Annotated in this window: 15 protein-coding genes, 2 pseudogenes and 1 riboswitch; of the genes and pseudogenes, 5 read left to right on the top strand and 12 right to left on the bottom strand. The window is 70.3% G+C overall.

Translation table 11 applies throughout. The annotated features are described in order from the left end of the window. Positions 1-31: 31 nt before the first annotated feature. The 8 genes from ACWCPY_RS39185 to ribD form a co-directional block, all read right to left on the bottom strand. Positions 32-496 carry a PH domain-containing protein gene (locus ACWCPY_RS39185; protein ID WP_451273351.1) on the bottom strand — a complete coding sequence of 155 codons (465 nt, stop codon included), beginning with the start codon at positions 494-496 and terminating at the stop codon, positions 32-34. A gap of 35 nt (positions 497-531) precedes the next feature. Then, positions 532-1,380, bottom strand: coding sequence for an ATP phosphoribosyltransferase (hisG, locus tag ACWCPY_RS39180; RefSeq protein WP_189547690.1), 849 nt, complete (start codon positions 1,378-1,380; stop codon positions 532-534). A gap of 63 nt (positions 1,381-1,443) precedes the next feature. Further along, a complete protein-coding gene (locus tag ACWCPY_RS39175) occupies positions 1,444-1,716 on the bottom strand; it encodes a phosphoribosyl-ATP diphosphatase (RefSeq protein ID WP_018524273.1) in 273 nt (90 codons plus the stop codon). Positions 1,717-1,750: 34 nt separating this feature from the next. Then, entirely contained in the window at positions 1,751-2,236 is a 486-nt protein-coding gene (gene ribH / locus ACWCPY_RS39170; protein ID WP_114243451.1) for a 6,7-dimethyl-8-ribityllumazine synthase, read from the bottom strand. Positions 2,237-2,264: 28 nt separating this feature from the next. After that, positions 2,265-3,563: a bifunctional 3,4-dihydroxy-2-butanone-4-phosphate synthase/GTP cyclohydrolase II gene (locus ACWCPY_RS39165; RefSeq protein WP_451273348.1), complete on the bottom strand. Its 1,299-nt coding sequence runs from the start codon at positions 3,561-3,563 to the stop codon at positions 2,265-2,267. Next, on the bottom strand, positions 3,560-4,204 hold the full coding sequence (locus ACWCPY_RS39160) for a nicotinamide mononucleotide transporter family protein (protein ID WP_329816707.1): 645 nt from the start codon (positions 4,202-4,204) through the stop codon (positions 3,560-3,562). The genes ACWCPY_RS39165 and ACWCPY_RS39160 overlap by 4 nt, the downstream gene beginning before the upstream one ends. Next, positions 4,201-4,818, bottom strand: a complete 618-nt coding sequence (locus ACWCPY_RS39155) for a riboflavin synthase (protein ID WP_451273345.1) — start codon at positions 4,816-4,818, stop codon at positions 4,201-4,203. The genes ACWCPY_RS39160 and ACWCPY_RS39155 overlap by 4 nt, the downstream gene beginning before the upstream one ends. Continuing rightward, positions 4,819-5,919 (bottom strand): bifunctional diaminohydroxyphosphoribosylaminopyrimidine deaminase/5-amino-6-(5-phosphoribosylamino)uracil reductase RibD, encoded by a 1,101-nt coding sequence (gene ribD / locus ACWCPY_RS39150; RefSeq protein WP_451273343.1) that lies wholly within the window; start codon positions 5,917-5,919, stop codon positions 4,819-4,821. Between the two features lie 159 nt (positions 5,920-6,078). After that, positions 6,079-6,209: riboswitch (FMN riboswitch) on the bottom strand. 268 nt (positions 6,210-6,477) lie between these two features. On the opposite strand from ribD, the gene ACWCPY_RS39145 reads away from it, so the two are divergent. Beyond that, positions 6,478-8,802 (top strand): chitinase C-terminal domain-containing protein, encoded by a 2,325-nt coding sequence (locus ACWCPY_RS39145; protein ID WP_451273341.1) that lies wholly within the window; start codon positions 6,478-6,480, stop codon positions 8,800-8,802. An 87-nt stretch (positions 8,803-8,889) separates the two neighbouring features. Here the strand turns inward: ACWCPY_RS39145 and ACWCPY_RS39140 are convergent, their stop codons facing one another. Continuing rightward, complete coding sequence (locus ACWCPY_RS39140; protein WP_451273339.1) at positions 8,890-10,080, bottom strand: ROK family protein; 1,191 nt, start codon at positions 10,078-10,080, stop codon at positions 8,890-8,892. Positions 10,081-10,227: 147 nt separating this feature from the next. On the opposite strand from ACWCPY_RS39140, the gene ACWCPY_RS39135 reads away from it, so the two are divergent. Together ACWCPY_RS39135 and ACWCPY_RS39130 are read left to right on the top strand one after the other, a co-directional pair. Next, the gene (locus ACWCPY_RS39135) at positions 10,228-11,460 is read left to right on the top strand and encodes an MFS transporter (protein ID WP_451273337.1); all 1,233 of its coding nucleotides are present in this window, start codon (positions 10,228-10,230) and stop codon (positions 11,458-11,460) included. 184 nt (positions 11,461-11,644) lie between these two features. After that, complete coding sequence (locus ACWCPY_RS39130) at positions 11,645-13,039, top strand: uracil-xanthine permease family protein (protein WP_451273335.1); 1,395 nt, start codon at positions 11,645-11,647, stop codon at positions 13,037-13,039. A 707-nt stretch (positions 13,040-13,746) separates the two neighbouring features. On the opposite strand, the pseudogene ACWCPY_RS39125 reads toward ACWCPY_RS39130, so the two are convergent. Further along, positions 13,747-14,817: pseudogene (locus tag ACWCPY_RS39125) on the bottom strand (FG-GAP repeat domain-containing protein); the annotation flags it as partial. A 2-nt stretch (positions 14,818-14,819) separates the two neighbouring features. Here ACWCPY_RS39125 and ACWCPY_RS39120 point away from each other — a divergent pair. Further along, positions 14,820-15,161, top strand: a pseudogene (locus tag ACWCPY_RS39120) (RHS repeat-associated core domain-containing protein); the annotation flags it as partial. Between the two features lie 844 nt (positions 15,162-16,005). Beyond that, positions 16,006-16,956 carry a hypothetical protein gene (locus tag ACWCPY_RS39115; protein WP_451273333.1) on the top strand — a complete coding sequence of 317 codons (951 nt, stop codon included), beginning with the start codon at positions 16,006-16,008 and terminating at the stop codon, positions 16,954-16,956. A 133-nt stretch (positions 16,957-17,089) separates the two neighbouring features. Here the strand turns inward: ACWCPY_RS39115 and ACWCPY_RS39110 are convergent, their stop codons facing one another. Both ACWCPY_RS39110 and ACWCPY_RS39105 read right to left on the bottom strand, forming a co-directional pair. Beyond that, the gene (locus tag ACWCPY_RS39110; protein WP_451273331.1) at positions 17,090-18,022 is read right to left on the bottom strand and encodes a GNAT family N-acetyltransferase; all 933 of its coding nucleotides are present in this window, start codon (positions 18,020-18,022) and stop codon (positions 17,090-17,092) included. Continuing rightward, positions 18,019-19,735 (bottom strand): peptidase C14 (locus ACWCPY_RS39105; protein ID WP_451273329.1); only part of this gene is annotated, 1,717 nt, incomplete at its 5' end. The genes ACWCPY_RS39110 and ACWCPY_RS39105, both read right to left, overlap by 4 nt.

The raw sequence follows: 19,735 nt of genomic DNA, 5'->3' as shown, positions 1-19,735 counted from the left end.
AGTCAAGAACAGGCCGTGCGGGGCAGGGGGCTCAGCCGATGTCCGTTCCGGTGCCGTGGCTCTCGGCGAGGGCGCGGAGTGTACGGGCGTCGCGGATGGCCTGCTGTTTGGCGATTCCGGGCTGGATGCCGAGGGCCGGCATGCTGGTCCCGTCGCTCAGGTCGAGAAAGACCCAGGGGTCATCCACACGCAGGTTGACCCGGAGGATCTCCGCCCAGGACAGCCTGCGCGTCCGGGTGAGATTGACCACGGTCACCCCGTCCTCGTTCGCGACGATCTTCGGACGGCTGAGCAGGGCCAGCACTCCGAAGAACAGCAGCGCCGTGAAGACGAAGCTGGCCCGCTCCCCCGGGCTCAATTGCTCCAGGGTCATGGCGACGGCGGTGATGACGAGGAACATCGCCGCCCCCACGGTCAGCAGGACCACCCGGGTTCGGGTCGGCCGGAACGTGACCGGGAGGGTGGGGAGTTCGGGCCGGGGTGCGGGGGCGGACATGATGTTCTTCTGTCTTCCGGGTGGGTGCCCGGCCGTCAGAGGCGGCAGGCGTGGATGGCGGTGGTGAGGATGGCGCGGGCGCCGAGGTCGTACAGATCGTCCATGATCCGCTGCGCCTCCCGGGCAGCGACCATGGAGCGGACGGCGACCCAGCCCTCGTGGTGCAGCGGCGAGATGGTCGGCGACTCCAGGCCCGGGGTGAGGGCGACCGCGCGCTCCAGGTGCTCGACGCGGCAGTCGTAGTCCATCATCACGTAGGAGCGGGCGACCAGGACACCCTGGAGGCGGCGGAGGAACTGCTGCACCTTGGGGTCGTCGTCCGGGGCGCCGGTACGGCGGATGACGACGGCCTCCGACTTCATGATCGGTTCGCCGATGACTTCGAGTCCGGCGTTGCGCAGGCTGGTGCCGGTCTCCACGACGTCGGCGATGACCTGGGCGACACCGAGTTCGATGGCGGTCTCGACCGCGCCGTCGAGGTGGACGACGGAGGCGTTGACCCCGGCGTCGGCGAGGTGCTTGGCGACGATGCCCTCGTAGGAGGTGGCGATCGTCTTGCCGTCGAAGTCCTGCGGGCCCTCGGCCGTGCCGGGCTTGGTGGCGTAGCGGAAGGTGGAGCGGGCGAAGCCGAGCTGGAGGATCTCCTCGGAGTCGGCGCCGGAGTCCAGCAGCAGGTCGCGGCCGGTGATGCCGATGTCGAGCCGGCCGGAGCTGACGTAGATCGCGATGTCGCGCGGCCGCAGGTAGAAGAACTCGACCTCGTTCTCGGGGTCGACGAGGACGAGTTCCTTGGACTCCTTGCGCTGCTGGTATCCGGCCTCATGGAGCATCGCCATCGCAGGCCCGGAGAGTGAACCCTTGTTGGGGACGGCGATGCGCAGCATGAGGTCAGGTTTCCTTTGCGAGGAGGGAGTCTTCTGCGGATGTACGTGGTGCGGGGGTGGTGCTCAGAGGTGGGCGTAGACGTCGTCGAGCGAGATCCCGCGGGCGACCATCATCACCTGGACGTGGTACAGCAGCTGGGAGATCTCCTCGGCGGCCGCGTCCTTGCTCTCGTGCTCGGCGGCCATCCAGACCTCGGCGGCCTCTTCGACGACCTTCTTGCCGATGGCATGGACTCCCTTGTCCACGAGCTCGGCGGTGCGGGAGGTGGAGGGGTCGCCGTTGGCGGCCTTGAGCTGCAGCTCGGCGAAGAGCTCTTCGAAGGTTTTGTTCGCCATGATGGTCTTAGAGTACGGGGTCCGTGCCCTGCGTTCAGCGCCAGGGCTCGCTGACGGTGCGCAGCGTCGCGGCGGTGGCGACGGCCGCGGTGACCGCCTCGTGTCCCTTGTCCTCGTTGGAGCCTTCCAGGCCTGCGCGGTCGAGTGCCTGCTCCTCGGTGTCGCACGTGAGTACGCCGAAGCCGACGGGGACCCCGGTGTCGACGGCGACCTGGGTGAGGCCGTTGGTGACGCCGTGGGAGACGTACTCGAAGTGCGGGGTGCCGCCGCGGATGATCACGCCGAGGGCGACGATCGCGTCGTAGCCGCGGCCCGCGAGGACCTTGGCCACGACCGGGAGTTCGAAGCTGCCGGGCACCCGGAGCAGGGTCGGCTCGTCGATGCCCAGCTCGTGCAGGGCACGCAGGGCGCCGTCGACGAGTCCGTCCATGACCTTCTCGTGCCACTGCGCGGCGACGACCGCCACGCGCAGGTCGCCGCAGTTGCGTACGGACAGTTCGGGTGCGCCCTTGCCGCTCATGTCTCTCCTACCGTTCGTTTCCGTGATCTCACTGGTTGCCGCAGGTCGACGCCGTGGCGGTGTCGAGCCAGGGCAGGTCGTGCCCCATGCGGTCGCGCTTGGTGCGCAGATAGCGCAGATTGTGTTCGCCGGCCTGGACGGGCATCGGCTCGCGGCCGGTGACGGCGAGTCCGTGCCTCAGGATCGCGGCCGTCTTGTCGGGGTTGTTGGTCATCAGCCGGAGGCTGTGGACGCCGAGGTCCTTGAGGATCTGGGCGCCGGCCGCGTAGTCCCGTGCGTCGGCGGGCAGGCCGAGTTCCAGGTTGGCGTCGAGGGTGTCGACGCCGCGTTCCTGGAGTTCGTACGCGCGGAGCTTGGAGAGCAGGCCGATGCCCCGGCCCTCGTGGCCGCGCAGGTAGACGACGACGCCGCGGCCCTCCTCGGTGATCCGGCGCATGGACGCGTGCAGCTGGGGGCCGCAGTCGCAGCGCTGGGACTGGAAGATGTCGCCGGTCAGGCACTCGGAGTGGACCCGGACCAGGACGTCGCCGCCGTCCCCGAGGTCGCCGTGGACGAGCGCGACGTGCTCGACGCCGTCGGTGGTGGAGCGGTAGCCGTACGCGGTGAACGGGCCGAAACTCGTCGGCAGGCGTACCTCGGCCTCGCGGCGGACGGTCGGCTCCGCGCTGCGGCGGTAGGCGATCAGGTCCTCGATGGAGATGATCGTGAGGCCGTGCTTGCGGGCGAACGGGACCAGCTGGGGCAGCCGCAGCATCACGCCGTCCTCGCCGGCGATCTCCACGATGGCCCCGGCGGGCCGCAGTCCGGCGAGCCGGGCGAGGTCGACGGCGGCCTCGGTGTGGCCGTTGCGGACCAGTACGCCGCCGGAGCGGGCGCGGAGCGGGAAGATGTGGCCGGGCCGTACGAAGTCGCCGGGGCCTGCCTGGCCGCCCGCCAGCAGCCGGAGCGTGGTGGCCCGGTCGGCGGCGGAGATGCCGGTGGTGACGCCGTGCGCGGCGGACGCGTCGACGGAGACGGTGAACGCCGTGCGCATCGACTCGGTGTTGCGGTCGACCATCTGCGGCAGTTCGAGCCGTTCCAGCTCGTCGTTCTCCATGGGCGCGCAGATCAGCCCGCGGCATTCGCTCATCATGAACGCGACGATCTCGGGGGTGGCCTTCTCGGCGGCGACGACGAGGTCGCCCTCGTTCTCCCGGTCCTCGTCGTCGACGACCACGACGGGCCGTCCGGCGGCGATGTCGCGGATCGCCTGCTCGACGGGGTCCAGGCGGAGGTCCTCGGCGGCTTCCTCGTGTTCCCGGTGCAGCCAGGTGGGCTGGGCAGTCATGCCGTGGCTCCTTCCAGAGCGGGTGTCCGCGAACGCAGCCACCAGTCGCGCATGCCCCACAGGACGAGGGCGCCGTACACGACGTAGATGAGACCGGAGAAGGCGAGTCCGCTGTGGAAGTTCAGCGGTACGCCGACCAGGTCGACCAGCAGCCAGGCGAACCAGAACTCGACCATGCCGCGGGCCTGGGCGAGCATGGCGACGAGGGTGCCGGCGAATATGTACGCGTCCGCCCACGGGCTCCAGGAGAGCGAGGGGAACGCGGTGAACAGGCCGCCGACCGCGAGGGTGCCGAGGGCGGCGCCGCCCAGCAGGAAGCCGCGCTCGCGCCAGGTGGCGAACCGTACGGCGATGGAGCCGTCCTGGGCCTGCTGCCTGCCCCGGGTCCACTGCTGCCAGCCCCAGACGGCCACGGCGATGACGACGAGCTGCTTGCCGACACTGCCCGCCTGGTGCACGGAGGCGTTGGCCGCGACCAGGACGACGCCGGACAGCAGCTGGGCGGGCCAGGTCCAGATGGAGCGGAGCCAGCCCAGGGTCAGTGCGATCAGACCGACGGTGTTGCCGATCATGTCGGACCAGATGATGTGCTGTCCGAAGACGGTGAACGCCTCCGAGTTCAGCCAGTTCAGGGCAGTCACTTCGCCGGCTCCTCGGGCTCCTGCGCGCGGTGGCCGAGCAACCGCTCGACGTACTTCGCGATGACGTCCACCTCCAGGTTGACCGGGTCGCCGGGCTCCTTGATGCCGAGCGTGGTCAGGGCGAGGGTGGTGGGGATGAGGCTGATGGTGAAGTAGTCGGGTCCGGCGTCCACGACGGTGAGGCTGACGCCGTCCACGGTGATCGAGCCCTTCTCCACCACGTAGCGGGCCAGTTCCGCGGGGAGCGAGACCTTCACGATCTCCCAGTTCTCGGAGATCCTGCGCTCGACGATGTGCCCGGTGCCGTCGACATGGCCCTGGACGATGTGTCCGCCGAGCCGGCCGCCGACCGCCATGGGACGTTCCAGGTTCACCCGGGATCCGGTGTCCAGGGCGCCGAGGCTGGACCTGTTGAGGGTCTCGGCCATCACGTCCGCGGTGAACTCGCCGTCGCCCAGGTCGACGACGGTGAGGCAGACACCGTTGACGGCGATGGAGTCGCCGTGCTTGGCACCTTCGGTGACCACGCGGCCGCGCAGGCGGAATCGGGAGGCGTCGCCGAGCTTCTCGACGGCGGTGACCTCACCCAGTTCTTCGACAATTCCGGTGAACACTCAGTTTCCCTTCCGGGCAGGGCCGGGGACGGCGGTGATCCGCAGATCGGGGCCGATTCGGACGGTCTCGGTCACATCGAGGCGCAACGCCTCGGCGATGGTGGAGATTCCGGCGTCGGCGAGGGCCGCGGGGCCTGCGCCGAGGAGCACGGGGGCGAGATAGCCGACGACCTTGTCGACCGTTCCCGCGGCGACGAAGGCCCCGGCCAGGGTCGGGCCGCCTTCGAGGAGTACGGAGCGGATGCCGCGCCCGTGCAGGGCGCGGAGCAGGGCGGGGATGTCCAGGCCGTGGCCGGTGGCGGCGCGCGGCAGCCGCAGGACGGCCGCCTGCGGCAGGTGCCCGGCGTCGGCGTCGTCGGCGACGGCGATCAGGGTGGGCGCGGTGCCGTCGAGGACGCGGGCGCCGGGCCGTACGGCCGTGGCGCCGGTGTCGACGACCACCCGCAGCGGCTGCACGGCGGCCTCGATGCCGCGTACACCGAGCTGCGGGTCGTCGGTGCGGGCGGTGCCGGAGCCGACCACGACGGCGTCGGCCTCGGCCCGCAGCCGGTGGACGTCGGCGCGGGACTCGGGGGAGGTGATCCAGCGGCTGGTGGCGTCGGCGGCCGCGATCCGGCCGTCCAGGCTCGCCGCGTACTTCCACAGGACGTACGGGCGGCCCAGGCGCACCGAGGTCAGCCAGGCGGCGTTGCCCGCCTCGGCCTCGGCGGCGAGGAGCCCCTGCTCGGCCTCGATCCCGGCCGCGCGCAGGGTGTCGGCACCGCCGGTGGCCTGCGGGTTCGGGTCGCCGACCGCGTAGACGACACGGGCGACCCCGGCCTCGACGAGCGCCTGGGCACAGGGGCCGGTGCGGCCGGTGTGGTTGCAGGGTTCGAGGGTGACGTAGGCGGTGCCGCCACGGGCCCGGTCGCCCGCCTCGCGCAGGGCGTGGATCTCGGCGTGCGGTCCGCCGGCCCGCTGGTGGAAGCCCTCTCCGGCGTGGCGGCCCGCGGCGTCGAGGACGACGCAGCCGACGACGGGGTTGGGGCTGGTGGAGCCGAGACCGCGGGCGGCGAGCGTGATCGCACGGCGCATGGCGGTGATGTCGGCTGCGGTGTCCACCGGGTCCTCCTGCCTCTTCGGGCACGGACTCCGGGGCCTGTCGATGACGACAGATGAAGCGGGAACGCCACGGGGGAACGCCGGAAACGCCGGAAAACACGGATGGATCGGTCGCCCGAAAACCATCCGCCGACGGCGGCGTACCCGCGAAACGGCCCGCCGCGCACTGCCTCCCATCCGGACTTTAACCGTCGGTCCAGGAATCCCACCTGGTCAACCGGCCGCTGGATGCGGACGGGTCGCGGACTATAACCGCCGGTTCGGAATTGCACCGACCCCGGAGTGCGCTGCTGCTGGTACACGATCAGTGTGCCACGCCCGGCGGCGGGCCATACGGGTGAGCGTCTGTGGACTGGCTCACAGGACGGCGGGGGCGAGGGGCGCCGTCGAGGAAGTTGACGCCTAAAGGTCCAGACCTATTGACGCAGTGGTCTAGTCCTTTTAATCTCTGCGTCACCTCCGAGGAGCGGTCCCGCGGTGTGCGCACACCCGGGGCATCAACACGACCCACCCCCTTGCCAGTTGTGTTCTGCCGAACCTCCCCGGGAGGAACCGAACGTGCTGTCCCCCACTCGTGCGAGAGCCACCCTGCTCGCAGTCGGCGTCGCCGTCGCCGGACTGCTGATGGGCTCGCTCGCCGCCACCCCGTCGGCCGCCGCCGACCAGGAGTCCTGTCGCCCCGACGGGCTCTACGAGACCCCCGGCGTCTCCGTCCCCTACTGCTCCGTCTACGACACCGAGGGCCGCGAGAGGATGGGCGCCGACCACCAGCGGCGGGTCATCGGGTACTTCACGGACTGGCGGACGGGGAAGGACGGCAAACCCGCCTACCTCGCCTCCGACATCCCCTGGGACAAAGTCACCCATTTGAATTACGCGTTCGCCCATGTCGACGGCGGCAACAAACTCTCCGTGGGCACCGACGGGCCGGACAACGCCTCGACCGGCATGACCTGGCCGGGCGTCGCGGGCGCGGAGATGGACCCGGACCTCCCCTACAAGGGCCATTTCAATCTGCTCAACAAGTTCAAGAAGAAGTACCCGAATGTGAAGACCATGGTGTCGGTGGGCGGCTGGGCCGAGACCGGCGGCTACTTCGACGGCAGCGGCAGGCGGGTGGACTCCGGCGGCTTCTACTCGATGGCGACCAACGCCGACGGCTCGGTCAACCAGGCCGGCATCGACACCTTCGCCGATTCCGCCGTCGCCTTCATCAAGAAGTACGGCTTCAACGGCGTCGACATCGACTACGAGTACCCGACGACCATGAAGGACGCGGGCAACCCGCTGGACTGGACGCTGTCCAACGCGCGCCGGGCCGGTCTGGTCAAGGGCTACTCCGCGCTGATGAAGACCCTGCGCCAGAAGCTCGACCGCGCCGCCGCCGCCGACGGCACCCACTACCTGCTGAGCGTGGCCGCGCCCTCGTCCGGCTATCTGCTGCGCGGGATGGAGACCTTCCAGGTCCAGAAGTACCTGGACTACGTCAACATCATGTCGTACGACCTGCACGGCGCCTGGAACGAGTACGTCGGGCCGAACGCCGCGCTCTTCGACGACGGCAAGGACGCCGAACTCGCCCAGGCGAGCGTCTACTCGACCTCGCAGTACGGCGGCACCGGCTACCTCAACACCGACTGGGCCTACCACTACTTCCGCGGCTCCATGCCGGCCGGCCGGATCAACATCGGCCTGCCGTACTACACCCGCGGCTTCAAGAACGTGCAGGGTGGCACGGACGGGCTGTGGGGCAGGGCCGCCACCACCGACTGCCCGGCCGGCGCGGGGCTGACCAAGTGCGGTGACGGCGCGGTCGGCATCGACAACCTCTGGCACGACCAGGACGCCGACGGCAAGGAATCACCGGCCGGTTCCAACCCGATGTGGCATGCGAAGAACCTGGAGAAGGGTGTCGTGGGCGACTACGTCACCGACTACGGATTCCCCGCCGGCACTGAGCTGACCGGTACCTACGCCCGCAAGTACGACTCGACGCTGGTCGCGCCCTGGCTGTGGAACGCCGAGAAGAAGGTCTTCCTGTCCACCGAGGACGAGCAGTCGGTCGCCGCGAAGGCGGACTACGTCGTCGACAAGGGCATCGGCGGCACCATGATCTGGGAGCTCGCGGGCGACTACGGCTGGAACGCCGCCAAGGGACAGTACGAGCCCGGCTCCACGCTCACTTCGACGATGTACGACAAGTTCAAGTCGGCCACCCCGTACGGCGCGAAGCGGTCCACCGTCGAGCTGCCCACCGAGGCGCTCGACATCGATGTGTCCTTCGACCAGTTCCCGCTCGGTGACTCCAACTACCCGATCAGCCCCAAGCTGAAGATCACCAACAACACGAAGGCGACCCTGCCCGGCTCCACGGAGTTCCAGTTCGACTACGCGACGTCCGCGCCCGCCAACGCCAAGGACCAGTCGGGCTTCGGCACGACGATCGTGCGCAGCGATCACACCGCCGCCAACAACGTCGGCGGCATCGAGGGCGACTACAACCGCGTCTCGCTGAAGCTCCCGGCCTGGCAGAGCCTGGCCCCCGGCGCCTCGGTGCAGGTCGACTTCGTCTACTACCTGCCCACCTCCACGCCGTCGAACTGGACGGTGACCTTCGGCGGCAAGTCGTACGCCCTCGCTTCCGACCTGGCGCGCGGCACCACCCTGGTCGACCCCGGCACGGGCACGTCGACGCCGTCGCCGGACCCGACACCCGGTGGCGGCGGCTGCACCGCGCCCGCCTGGAGCGCGGGCTCCGAGTACGGCGCCGGTACGACGGTCAGCCACGGCTCGCACCAGTGGAAGGCCAAGTGGTGGACGAAGGGCGAGGTGCCCGGTTCCACCGGTGACTGGGGTGCCTGGCAGGACCTCGGAGCCTGCTGACCCTCCCCGATACCGCCCGGCGGTGACCGGATCGCCCCCGGTCGCCGCCGGGCTCGGCCATGCCCCGCGGGACACCGGTTCCGGGTCTCAGGCGGACGGCGTGAACAGCTCGTCCTGAGCGGCCTCCCGGGTGGTGAGCAGAGCGCCGCGGAGTACCGCCGCGCCGCCCAGCCGCCCGGCCCTGACCTCGGTGCGCAGCGGTGACATCAGGGTCAGCCGTTCCTGGACCCGGGCCGCGAGCGCGTCGCCGCCCGCGTGGCCGACCTCGCCCGCCAGCAGCACACAGCCCGGGTCCAGGACCGCGGCGACGGCGGCGGCGCCGAGGGCGAGACGGCCGGCGAGTTCGTCCAGGAACCCCTCGCCGTCCCCCTCCCCCGCCAGCGCGGCCCGCACCGCGAAGGCCGCGCCCGGCTCCTTGTCCCCCTCGGCGGTACCCGGCGGCACGGCGATGCCGTGGGCGGCTGCCAGTTCACAGACCGGGGCGGAACCCACCAGCGCGTGGAACCCGCCGTCGCAGTTGAGCGCCGAGGGCGTGCCGGGAATGCCCGGCACCGGCAGGAAGCCGATCTCGCCCGCGCCGCCGGAGGCGCCGCGGCGGAGCTTCCCGTCCAGCATGACGGCGGCGCCGACGCCGTGGCCGAGCCAGAAGAGCACGAAGGTGTCGCGGTCGGTGGCCGCGCCGCCGCGGTGTTCGGCGACGGCGGCGAGATTGGTCTCGTTCTCGACCAGCACGGTCGCGGGCAGCCTTTGCTGGAGCACCCGCACCAGTCGCCGGTGCCAGGCGGGCAGCCCGGTGGTGTCGCGCAGCTCGCCCGTGACCGGGTCGACCAGTCCGGGCGCGCCGATGCCGACACTGTGCAGCGGACCGGCTCCGGCCTCGCGCGCGGTGCGCTCCAGGAGCGCGGCGGCCTGTTCGACGGCGGCCTCGGTGGCGGTGCCGGTGCCGATGGGCAGGGTGGCCTCGGCGAGCGTGGCGCCGAGAAGGTCGGCGACGACCACGGCGACGCTGCCGGTGCGTACGTCGAGCGCGGCCAGGTGGGCGCGGTCGGCGGCGATTCCGTACAGCCGGGCGTTGGGTCCCCGGCGCTCGGCACCGGCCTCGCCGACGACCCGGATCAGACCGGCTCCCTGCAAGCGTTCGACGAGGTCGGCGACGGTGGGCCGGGAGAGGCCGGTCAGGGTCTTCAGCTGCGTGGCCGTCAGTGGGCCGTCCTGCTGGAGCAGTCGCAGGGCGAGCCGGTCGTTGATGGCCCGTGCGGTGCTCGGTGATGCGGGCATGCCGGGATCCTTCCAGATCGCTGACGCACTGCGTGCACAGGCGCACTATTTATCAGGCAGGGTTCCTGATAGTTTACGGCCCGCACCGTGGACACGGGCGCCGGGTCCACCGGCAGCAGAGGATTCCCCAAGGGAGGGCACGGCGGTATGACGACGGATTCCACAGACACGGTCTTCGGCATGGAGCAGGTGAAACGGGCCAGGTTCGCCGTCGCCGCGGTCTTCACCGTGCACGGCGCGGTGACCGGCAGCTTCGCCACCCGGGTGCCCTGGATCCAGGACCACGCCGGGGTCAGCGCGGGTCAGCTCGGCCTCGCCCTCGCCTTCCCGGCGATCGGCGCCTCGCTCGCCATGCCGCTGGCCGGTGCGATCAGCCATCGCTTCGGCGCCAAGACCGCGCTGCGCGGGCTGCTCGCCCTGTGGACGCTGGCGCTGATCCTGCCCGCGACGGCACCCAACCTGGTGACGTTGTGCGCCGCGCTCTTCGTGTACGGGGCGACGGCCGGCATGTCGGACGTGGCGATGAACGCCCTCGGCGTCGAGGTGGAGAACAGGCTCGACAAGTCGATCATGTCCGGGCTGCACGGGATGTGGAGCGTGGGCGCCCTGATCGGCTCGGCGGCGGGCACGGTGGCCGCGCACCTGGGCGCCGACGCCCGGCTGCACCACGCGCTGGCCGCCCTGGTGCTCACCACGCTCGGCCTGATCGCCTGCCAGGGTGTGCTGGATCTGCGCAGCCGGCCGGACGAGGAGCCGCCGCCGCGCTTCACCCTGCCGCCGAAGTCGGCGCTGATCATCGGCGCGGTGGGCTTCTGCGCGGTGTTCGCCGAGGGAGCCAGCCTGGACTGGTCGGCGGTCTACCTCCGGGACATCATGGACACCTCCGCCGGACTCGCCGCCGCTTCCACCACGGCGTTCGCGCTGACCATGGCGATCGCCCGGATAGCCGGTGACAAGGTCGTCGACCGCTTCGGCGCGGTCCGGACCGTACGGGTCGGCGGCGTCCTGGCGACGGTCGGCGGGCTGCTCGTGGTCGCCTCGCCGGACGCGGCGCTCGCGATGTGCGGCTTCGGGCTCCTGGGCCTCGGTGTGGCGGTGGTCGTCCCGCTCGCCTTCGCGGCGGCCGGGCGCAGCGGTCCGAACCCGAGCCAGGCGATCGCGGGCGTCGCCACGATCACGTACACCTCGGGGCTGATCGCACCGTCCGCGATCGGTTCGCTGGCCGAGGCGACCTCGCTGGTCGTCTCGTTCGGCCTGGTGACGGTGCTCGCGTTCGGTCTGGTGCTGGGGGCGGGGGTGCTGCGGGCGGGCGACCGCAGGCCGGTGCCGTCCTCAAAGGCCGGTGCCCCGGGCCCGGCGGCCGCCGAGCCGCGTCCCTGAACCACCGCACCGGCGGGTGACGCGAGGGCCCGCGCCCCCGCGTCACCCGCATCGGCCATGCTCAGGGGCATGGCCCGGCCGCGAGCACGCCGCGATCCGGCATTACCATGGCGCTGATCATTTCTGCGGCAACGACGTGCCCGGCGAGGCGCTCGGCTCCGCACCTACACCACAGGGAGCGACCATGGGCGGCCTCGGCGTGCGCTGGACCTTGCACGGCGACGGGAAGACCCCCGCACCGGGGGCCGTGGTCCGGCCGGACGAACGGCTCTCCTGGCCGCGTACGTTCGGACTGGGCGCCCAGCACGTGGTCGCGATGTTCGGCGCGTCGTTCGTCGCCCCGGTGCTGATGGGCCTGGACCCCAACCTGGCGATCATGATGTCGGGTGTGGCGACGGCCATCTTCCTGCTGGCCACGCGCGGCCAGGTGCCCAGCTACCTCGGCTGTTCGCTCTCCTTCGTCGGGGTCGCGGCGACGATCCGGGCGAGCGGCGGCAGCAGCGCCGTGGTCACCGGTGCGGTCTTCGCCGTCGGTGTGGTGCTCTTCCTCGCCGGTCTCGCGGTGCAGCGGTTCGGCGCCCGGATCATCCACGCGGCCATGCCGCCGGTGGTCACCGGTGCCGTCGTCATGCTGATCGGTTTCAACCTGGCTCCGGTGACCGCGTCGACGTACTGGCCGCAGGACCAGTGGACGGCGCTGCTGGTGATGCTGTTCACCGGACTGGCCGTAGTGTGCCTGCGCGGTTTCTTCTCGCGCATCGCGATCTTCCTCGGCCTGGTCTTCGGGTACGCGCTGTCCTGGGTCCTCGACCGGGTCTTCGGCAAGATCCACTCCCCGGCCGGCGGTGCCGAGGCCGTGGACCACTGGCGGCTCGACCTGTCGGGTGTCGCCAAGGCCGACTGGATCGGGCTGCCCTCCTTCCACGCCCCGAGCTTCGAATGGTCGGCGATCCTGGTCGCCCTCCCGGTGGTCATCGCGCTCATCGCCGAGAACGCCGGTCATGTGAAGGCCGTCGGCGAGATGACCGGCGCCTCGCTGGACGACAAGCTGGGCACCGCGATCGCCGCGGACGGCGCCGCGTCGATGCTGTCGACCGCGGTGGGCGGTCCGCCGAACACCACGTACTCGGAGAACATCGGCGTCATGGCCGCGACCCGTGTCTACTCCACCGCCGCGTACTGGGCCGCCGCCTGCTTCGCCCTGCTCTTCGGTCTCTGCCCCAAGTTCGGCGCGGTCGTCGCGGCCATCCCCGGCGGGGTGCTCGGCGGCATCACCGTCATCCTCTACGGCATGATCGGCCTCCTCGGCGCCCAGATCTGGCTGAACGCCGGGGTCGACCTGCGCAACCCGCTGAACCTGGTGCCGGCCGCCGCGGGCATCATCATCGGCGTCGGCGGGGTCAGCCTGAAGATCACCGACAACTTCGAGCTGAGCGGGATCGCGCTGGGCACCATCGTGGTGATCACCGGCTATCACGTGCTGCGCGCCTTCGCCCCGGCCCACCTGAAGACCCAGGAGCCCCTGCTGGACTCGGGCACCTCGGCGTACGACGAACAGCCGCCGAAGAACGCGGCGTAACGCCTCGCGTACCGGAACGGGGACGGCCGCGCGGCCGTCCCCGTTCCGATGAGCCCCGGGGCCGGGACGCTGCCCCCGTGGCCCGGTCCGGGCGGTACACGCCCCCGTCCCCGGCGGGTGGGCGACCTCCTGGTTCTGCTGGCGGAGCGGCTCCGCGAGGATCTGATGCCGGGCCCCGAAATGCTAGAACTCGCGGCCCCGCTCCCCCGTCCGCTCGGCTCGTGGAGTCCGGAGCGGGCCCGCGAGGCGGCCCGGTCGGCGGCGCCGGTGCCGTGACGGCCGCGCGATGTACCCCTGCCTGGCCGGGGAGTTCCGGAAGCGGATGGACGCGGGGGCGGGGCCGGTCGGGCGCCGTCTGCCCACACCGCCAACACCGCGCTGAGTGCCTGGGCGCGCACCAGATCGGCCGGCGCCCGTTCCAACACTGCCCATTCTGCCCGCCCCGAACTCACCGCAGGAACGCCCGCAATGCCGTGGCCGCGCTGTAACGGGCGCCGCCATCTTCCCGGACCATCACGATCCGCCATCAAGGTGTCCGCATCGCAGGGGGCATTTGGCGCATCGACGTGGCGGTCGTCCGGCTGATCCACCGCGCTGTGCGAGTACACCTCACGGGTCGGCAGACCCGGTCACGGAACGGGCATGCACGCCTGAACACAAACGCCGGGCCCGGGACTTGTGTCCGGGCCCGGCGCTTGGAGGTGGCGTCAGCCGATGGCCATCTTGTTCTGCCAACCGGTGACGATCTGGATTCCTGAGCCTGACAGGGCGGTCCGGGAACCGGCATAGAACCGTACGGTGCCATCGGTCCTGAGCGTCCAGATGTCCGGGATCAGGTCTCCATTGGCGTCGGGTGTGCCGAAGAGGAATCGGATGTTGTCGGTTCCCCAGCCGCTCGCCCCGTAGATGCTGTCAGCCCCCTCGGCGGAGTTGACGGCGGCCGCCAGGGAGTTGAGGTCGACCCCGCCCCCCGTGGCCTTCTTGCCGGTGCGCAGCAGGAGGCGGCCGGAGTCGCCGGAACGGTAGACGAGGTCGGTGACCCCGTCTCCCGTGACGTCCTGGACGGTGACGATGTCACGGTTGGTCCAAGGGGAGCTGGAGAGCTGTACGGCCTTTTCGATGGTGGCGCCGTTGTATCCGACGAAGGCCCAGATGGCGTCGCCGACCGTGAGGAAGAAGTCGGTCTTGCCGTCGCCCGTGGCGTCGCCGGCGGAGACTATCTGGCTGATGGTGTCGGGGGCCGGTGCGTTCGACGGCAGCAGGATCTCCTGGCGTTTGTCGATGTTGACGCCGCCGTACCCGTCACCCGGGTACACCCACAACCTGCCCTCCCGACGAGCGACGAGGTCCTGAAGCCCGTCTCCTCCGTAGATATCGCCGAGGTGGGTGATCAAGGTGTTCTTCCAGTATCCGGACGGCGGGGCCACGTACTGGGGTTCGTCGTCCTTGCCGTTCGGGTCCTTGGCCGGGTTGCCCTGGTAGGCGCCGGACGCGGAGTAGCCGATGCGGCCGTCGCCCTTCGTCAGGTCGGTCGTGTACTCGGTCGCATAGGACCGCAGGTTGCCGTTGCCGTCCACGACCATGAGGTCCGGCAGCTTGTCACCGGTGAAGTCTCCGGGTGCGTCGGCCTTGTCGCGGGGGGGGGTGACGTAGAAGAGGTACTTGCGCGGTTCGGACTTGTTGCCCGCGTCGTCAACGGCGCGTACATAGAGCACGTTGGGGCCGGCGGCCGGAGGCTTCGCGTTGGAGACCGTGGTCACCGTGGTGATCGGCGCGCCGTTCGTCCCAAAAGTTGGCCGTGCTCCTTGCCGACCACCTCGGTACGGCGACGACCGCGGTCGAGCAGTCCGCGACGCAGCCGGTGACCCGGAGGGCCTTCAAGCCCTACGGCGAGAACCGCGGTACCAAGCCGTCGAGTTGGCCCGACAGACGCAGTTACCTCGGCGTGGGTGTCGACGACGCGAACACCGGACTCGTGCACCTCGGAGCGCGCGAATACGACCAGTCGACCGGGCGCTTCCTCTCCGCCGACCCGGTCAAGGACATCGCCGACCCGCTCCAGATGAACGGGTACGCGTACAGCCACAACAGCCCGGTCAGCCGCAGTGATCCCTCCGGTCTCTACGACCCGGATCAGCGCGAGGCGGAGCGCCAGGCGGCCCGGAAGAAGGCGGCTGCGCAGAGCTGGCGGAAGATTTGGACGAACCGCCACGACACCGCCGTGTACCTCCGGGCAGTCATTCTGCAGGTGTGGGACTTCCTCCACAACGCTGGGCGCGGCCGGGTCACGACCGAGCGCACCAGTAACTCCATCAAGGGCGGCTCGTACAAGAATCCCGGCAAGAAACCGGGCTACGCGGACTTGATCTATTGGACCGACAAAACGGTTTATGTGTGGGAGATGAAGCACAAGGGCAGAGAAGCGGAAGCGCAAGGTCCAGAGCAGCTGGGCAACTATCTCACGCGCCTCACGACACAACTGAGAGCCAAGGGCGACAACCGCAGGGTGGTGGCCGGCTTCCCCTTCGTGGCACCTGGCGTCGCACCGAACAAGGCCAATCCCAAGGAATTGATCACGGTGACCTCTTCGCCCAAGACCCAGGGTCTTGAGCTCTACACCTGGGCCAAGCAGAAGGATCCGAAGGGCGAGCCGAAGACCAGGCAACTCCCGGAAACGGTGCCGGAGAACGTGCCGGTGGTGGAACTGCGAAAACCGCTCATCGATGCCGGGAAGCTGTGGGAGGGAGCACAGGACTGCTGGCACACCAATGTGGAGAACCACGACTGGTCCAACAATCCCTTTACGCCGAACCCGGGAACCGGTCCACTGCCCATGCCGCTCATTCCGGTCTTCTAGGGCAGATATGCAGCGACGCGGGGATCTATTCAGCAGGAGGGGTATGATCCGGCCGGTGGGATCGGCGCCCGCAAGGTACTCAAACGGGTAAGTGAACGGGTAGAGGGTAATGGGAACTGCAGAATCCGAATTCCGCTTCAATGCGAATATTCACCTGGAGGCTGCATTCGAGCTTCCTGATGCGGCTTCGGATCTGCGGAAATTGACCGAGGGATGGTTCGAGAACGCGCTCGGTGAACTGGCCAGCACTGATCTCGACCCATTCGCGGCATCCCTGGATCTCACTGGACGCTCGAATGTGCTGAGGAAGAGCGGGATTCCCTTCGGCGAACCAGGCGAACTCTGGGGGTCGTTCGGAGTGACCCGTCACACGCCGAAGGGGCGAAAGATCTCCTCCAGCGTGTGGTCCCCCCGGGGCTGGCAGAAGTTTCTCAAGAGCGTCGAGGAAGTTCCGTTGGCGGCGGATGTCCGTCTGTGCCGGCTCGGTGCGGACGGATATCCGGGAAGCCCGTGGATCGACCTGTCCATGCGGCGTCAATACGACGCCCCGGAGTGGGTGACTCTCGCAGTGGACGGATCGAGCCAGGAATTCGCAGCGCCGGAGACGTCCTTGGCCGCCCAGACGCGCTGGAGGAATTTTCTGCAACGCAGGCTGGAAGACGCCGAGTCGGACGGGCGGACGTGTCTGTACGGCTGCATCGCGGATGACATCGAAGTAGCGACCGGGCGCAGCGCCTTCGAAGTGGCGCTCGGGGTGTTTCCGCACGAGACGGTGCCGACACTGAACCACGAGCTCCGTGGCTACTCCTGGATCACCGTCTGCTCGCCCGGTGTCGCCCTACGTCTCGGTGGCCAGGAGGGAGCGGAGGCCGCGGCGGCGTTCTCAGCGGTGACGCCCCTGTCCGGTGGTGGCCTGCTCCTGCAGGCCACCGAGGACATGCGTGCGTACGGGCCGGAACGCGTCCGGGCGGTGTACGACGCGCTGCGGCCGGTCCTCCCGGCTGGCGAAGCACTCTCCTTCATCACCAACCAGGACATTCGCCTGGTCTTCCAGGGCTGATCTGCGAGACCTTGCAGCGATCGCGCGGCATCCGTCGTGACCGGCTGGACGCTGCGGGCCTTCGACGGTCCGAGGGCCGACCGCGGGCGGGGTGGCGGCGGATGCCGCTGACGGCGCCCCGCCCCGGCTCCTCCTAGAAACAGTCGCCGTACCAGTGGACCGCGCCGGGCGCCGTGACCGTGGCCCGGACGGCGTCCGCGCGGGCGTGCAGCGGGCGGGCCATCCCCACGTTCTCCGTCACCTGCCGGGCGTCCGCCAGCAGGGCCGGCAGCGCGGCCCGGACCTCCGGGGTATCGGGGAGCCGCACCCGGGCCCGGTCCAGGCCCGCCGCCCGGCCCCGTTCGCCGACGGCGGCGAACAGCCCGCCCAGGCTCCGGGGCACACCCGCGAATTCACGTACCTCCACGCACTCCCCCTCGTGCTGGGCCACCATCCAGCCGACGAGCGCCCCCGAGCCGGGGTCCTCGGCCACGAGCGACCGGTCGAGCGGGCCGTACCAGGCGGGCACGCGCACCGCCCAGTCCTCGGGCGCCCGCACCGAGCTGAGCGGCCGGTCCGCGTTGTACGCGTGGTGCAGCGCGGCCACCTCCGCGGCGTCCAGCGCGGTGGCCTCGCGGATCCGCAACTCCCCGGCGGCGGGCGGTGGCGCGAGCGTCCCCTCGGTGTACGTGCTCGCGAACTCCTGCCACCCCGAGCCCCGGTAGACGCCCGGGGTCCCGGTGAACAGCAGTGACCAGTCGCACCGCTCGGCCCTCATGGTGTGCTCGGCCGCCTCCAGCAGCCGCCGCACCAGTCCCTGTCCCCGGGCCTCGGGGCGGGTGGCGACGCTGCCGATGCCGCCGACCCGCCGCGGGGTGCCGTGCGCGTCACGGATCAGCCTCGGTACGTAGACGACGACGGCGTCGATCCCGTCCCCGTCGGCGTTCTGCGCGACGAAGGTGTGCCGGTGGCGGTCCGGGTCGAGGGCATGCAGGCCGGCGATCTGCGGGGCGTCGAAGCACCGCCGCCACAGGGCGGCCAGGGCCGGGTCGTCGGCCGCCGTCGCGGTGCGGATCACGGCGGTCACAGGATCAGGTTCCCGTCCGTGCGCACCTTGTCGCCGTTCGCGGGCATGGCGCCACGCTTCGTCCCGTCCTCCACGCACGAGGTGTGCAGGACCGAGTCCAGCGCGCCGGGGGCGAGATGGAGGGTGCCGCCGGTGAAGCGGGCCCCGGTCGCCGCGTAGTGGTTGGTGCCCTCGTCGATACGGACATGGGCGGTGTCCGCTCCGGAGGCGGCGCTGCTGAGCGCGCCGAGGTCCCAGGTCACCCTCCCCGGGCCGGCGGCACGGCCGAGGAGTGCCTTGGCCTTGTTGCTGCCGGTGAGACGGGCGCCGCCGGTCACGGTGATCCGCTGGTCGCGCACGGCGCTGAGCTCGAAGCCGGTGTTGTCGTAGCTGCCGCCGTCGATCCGCAGATCCGCGGATCCGACCGAGAGCGGGGCCGCGTTCCCGGCACCGGTGACGGTGCAGTCGGTGAAGTGGACGGGCCCCGCCCCGCGCAGGACCGCGCCGTCGACGCCCTTGAACGTGCAGCGTACGAAGTGCACCGGGGCGGTGACCGGGGTCTGGACGAGGACGGCGCCCGCGGGCAGCTCGAAGGAGCAGTCGCTGATGGTGGTCGGCCGGGTGGAGCGGGCCGAGCGCTGGGCGACGGCGAAGGTCTTCGCGGTGCAGCCGCGTACCTGGGCGCCGTCGGCGTTGACGGTGAGGGTGCCGGCCTGGTCGAAGGTGGGGCGCGCGATCACCGTGATGTCCTCGAGGGTCAGATCGGTGATCTTCGTGTTGGCGGTGAACCAGGAGCAGACGTGTCTGCGTACGGTGATCCGCTTGGCGGAGATTCCCCACTGCGCACCGGAGTTGGCTATGTCCATCAGCCCGGAGTTGCCGTCGAAGAGCAGGTCGTGCTCGTACTGACCGTGCGTGGTGAAGGGGTTGCCGCCCGCGTCGTCGCCGTCGCCGTGGCAGTTCACGACGGTGCAGTAGGCGGAGGCGGTGAGGTCGTTGAGGTGGCGCACATTGCTGGTCGTGCAGTCCGCGACCCGCCCGTACAGGCAGTAGATCTGCTGGGTGAGGTAGCCCGCGCCGCCGTACTCGACGGTGGGCGGGTTCTTCAGCGAGCACTCCTCGGTGCGGAAGCGGGTGCACCAGCGGCGCATGATGACCGGCCAGAAGGTGCCGGTGGCGTGGATCCCGGAGACGTCGCAGCCCACGGCGTACTCGAAGCTGACGGGGTGGGAGCCGGTGTACTCGTCGGGGCCCGCGCCCTCGAAGACCATGTTGCGGATGTGCGTGCCCCGGACCGGTTCGACGCGGGTCCAGGTGAGCCTGCGGCCCTCGGCGAGTTCCCAGCCGTTGAGGTAGCCGATCCGGATGTGCCCGGCGTCGACGATCTCGGTGATCTCGACCAGCTTCTGCAGCTCGCGTTCGTCACCGCCGCCGCCCTCGACCGGGGCGACCTGCACGGCCCACCACTGGCCGACCTCGAACGCCTTGGCGTCGGGCACCGGGAAGGTGTCGGTGAGCTCGATGACCTTGCCGGAGAGCGCGTGCTGGACGGTGGTGTCGGTGACAGTGCCGCGGAAGGAGAGGACGGCGCCGAAGGGGTTGTCGTGGGTGTTCTTCTCGATGCCTTCGGTGCGTATGCGGTGGCCGCCGAAGTCGAGTTCGATGTTGGAGCGGTTCCAGAGGTGGCGCTTGGTGAACAGGAGGTCGGTGTGGGCTTCGATGCGGTGGACGCTG

This window comes from Streptomyces sp. NPDC002403, from assembly GCF_053593015.1.
Note: the sequence above shows the minus strand (reverse complement) of the source record. Positions and strands in the feature narration are given on the sequence as shown.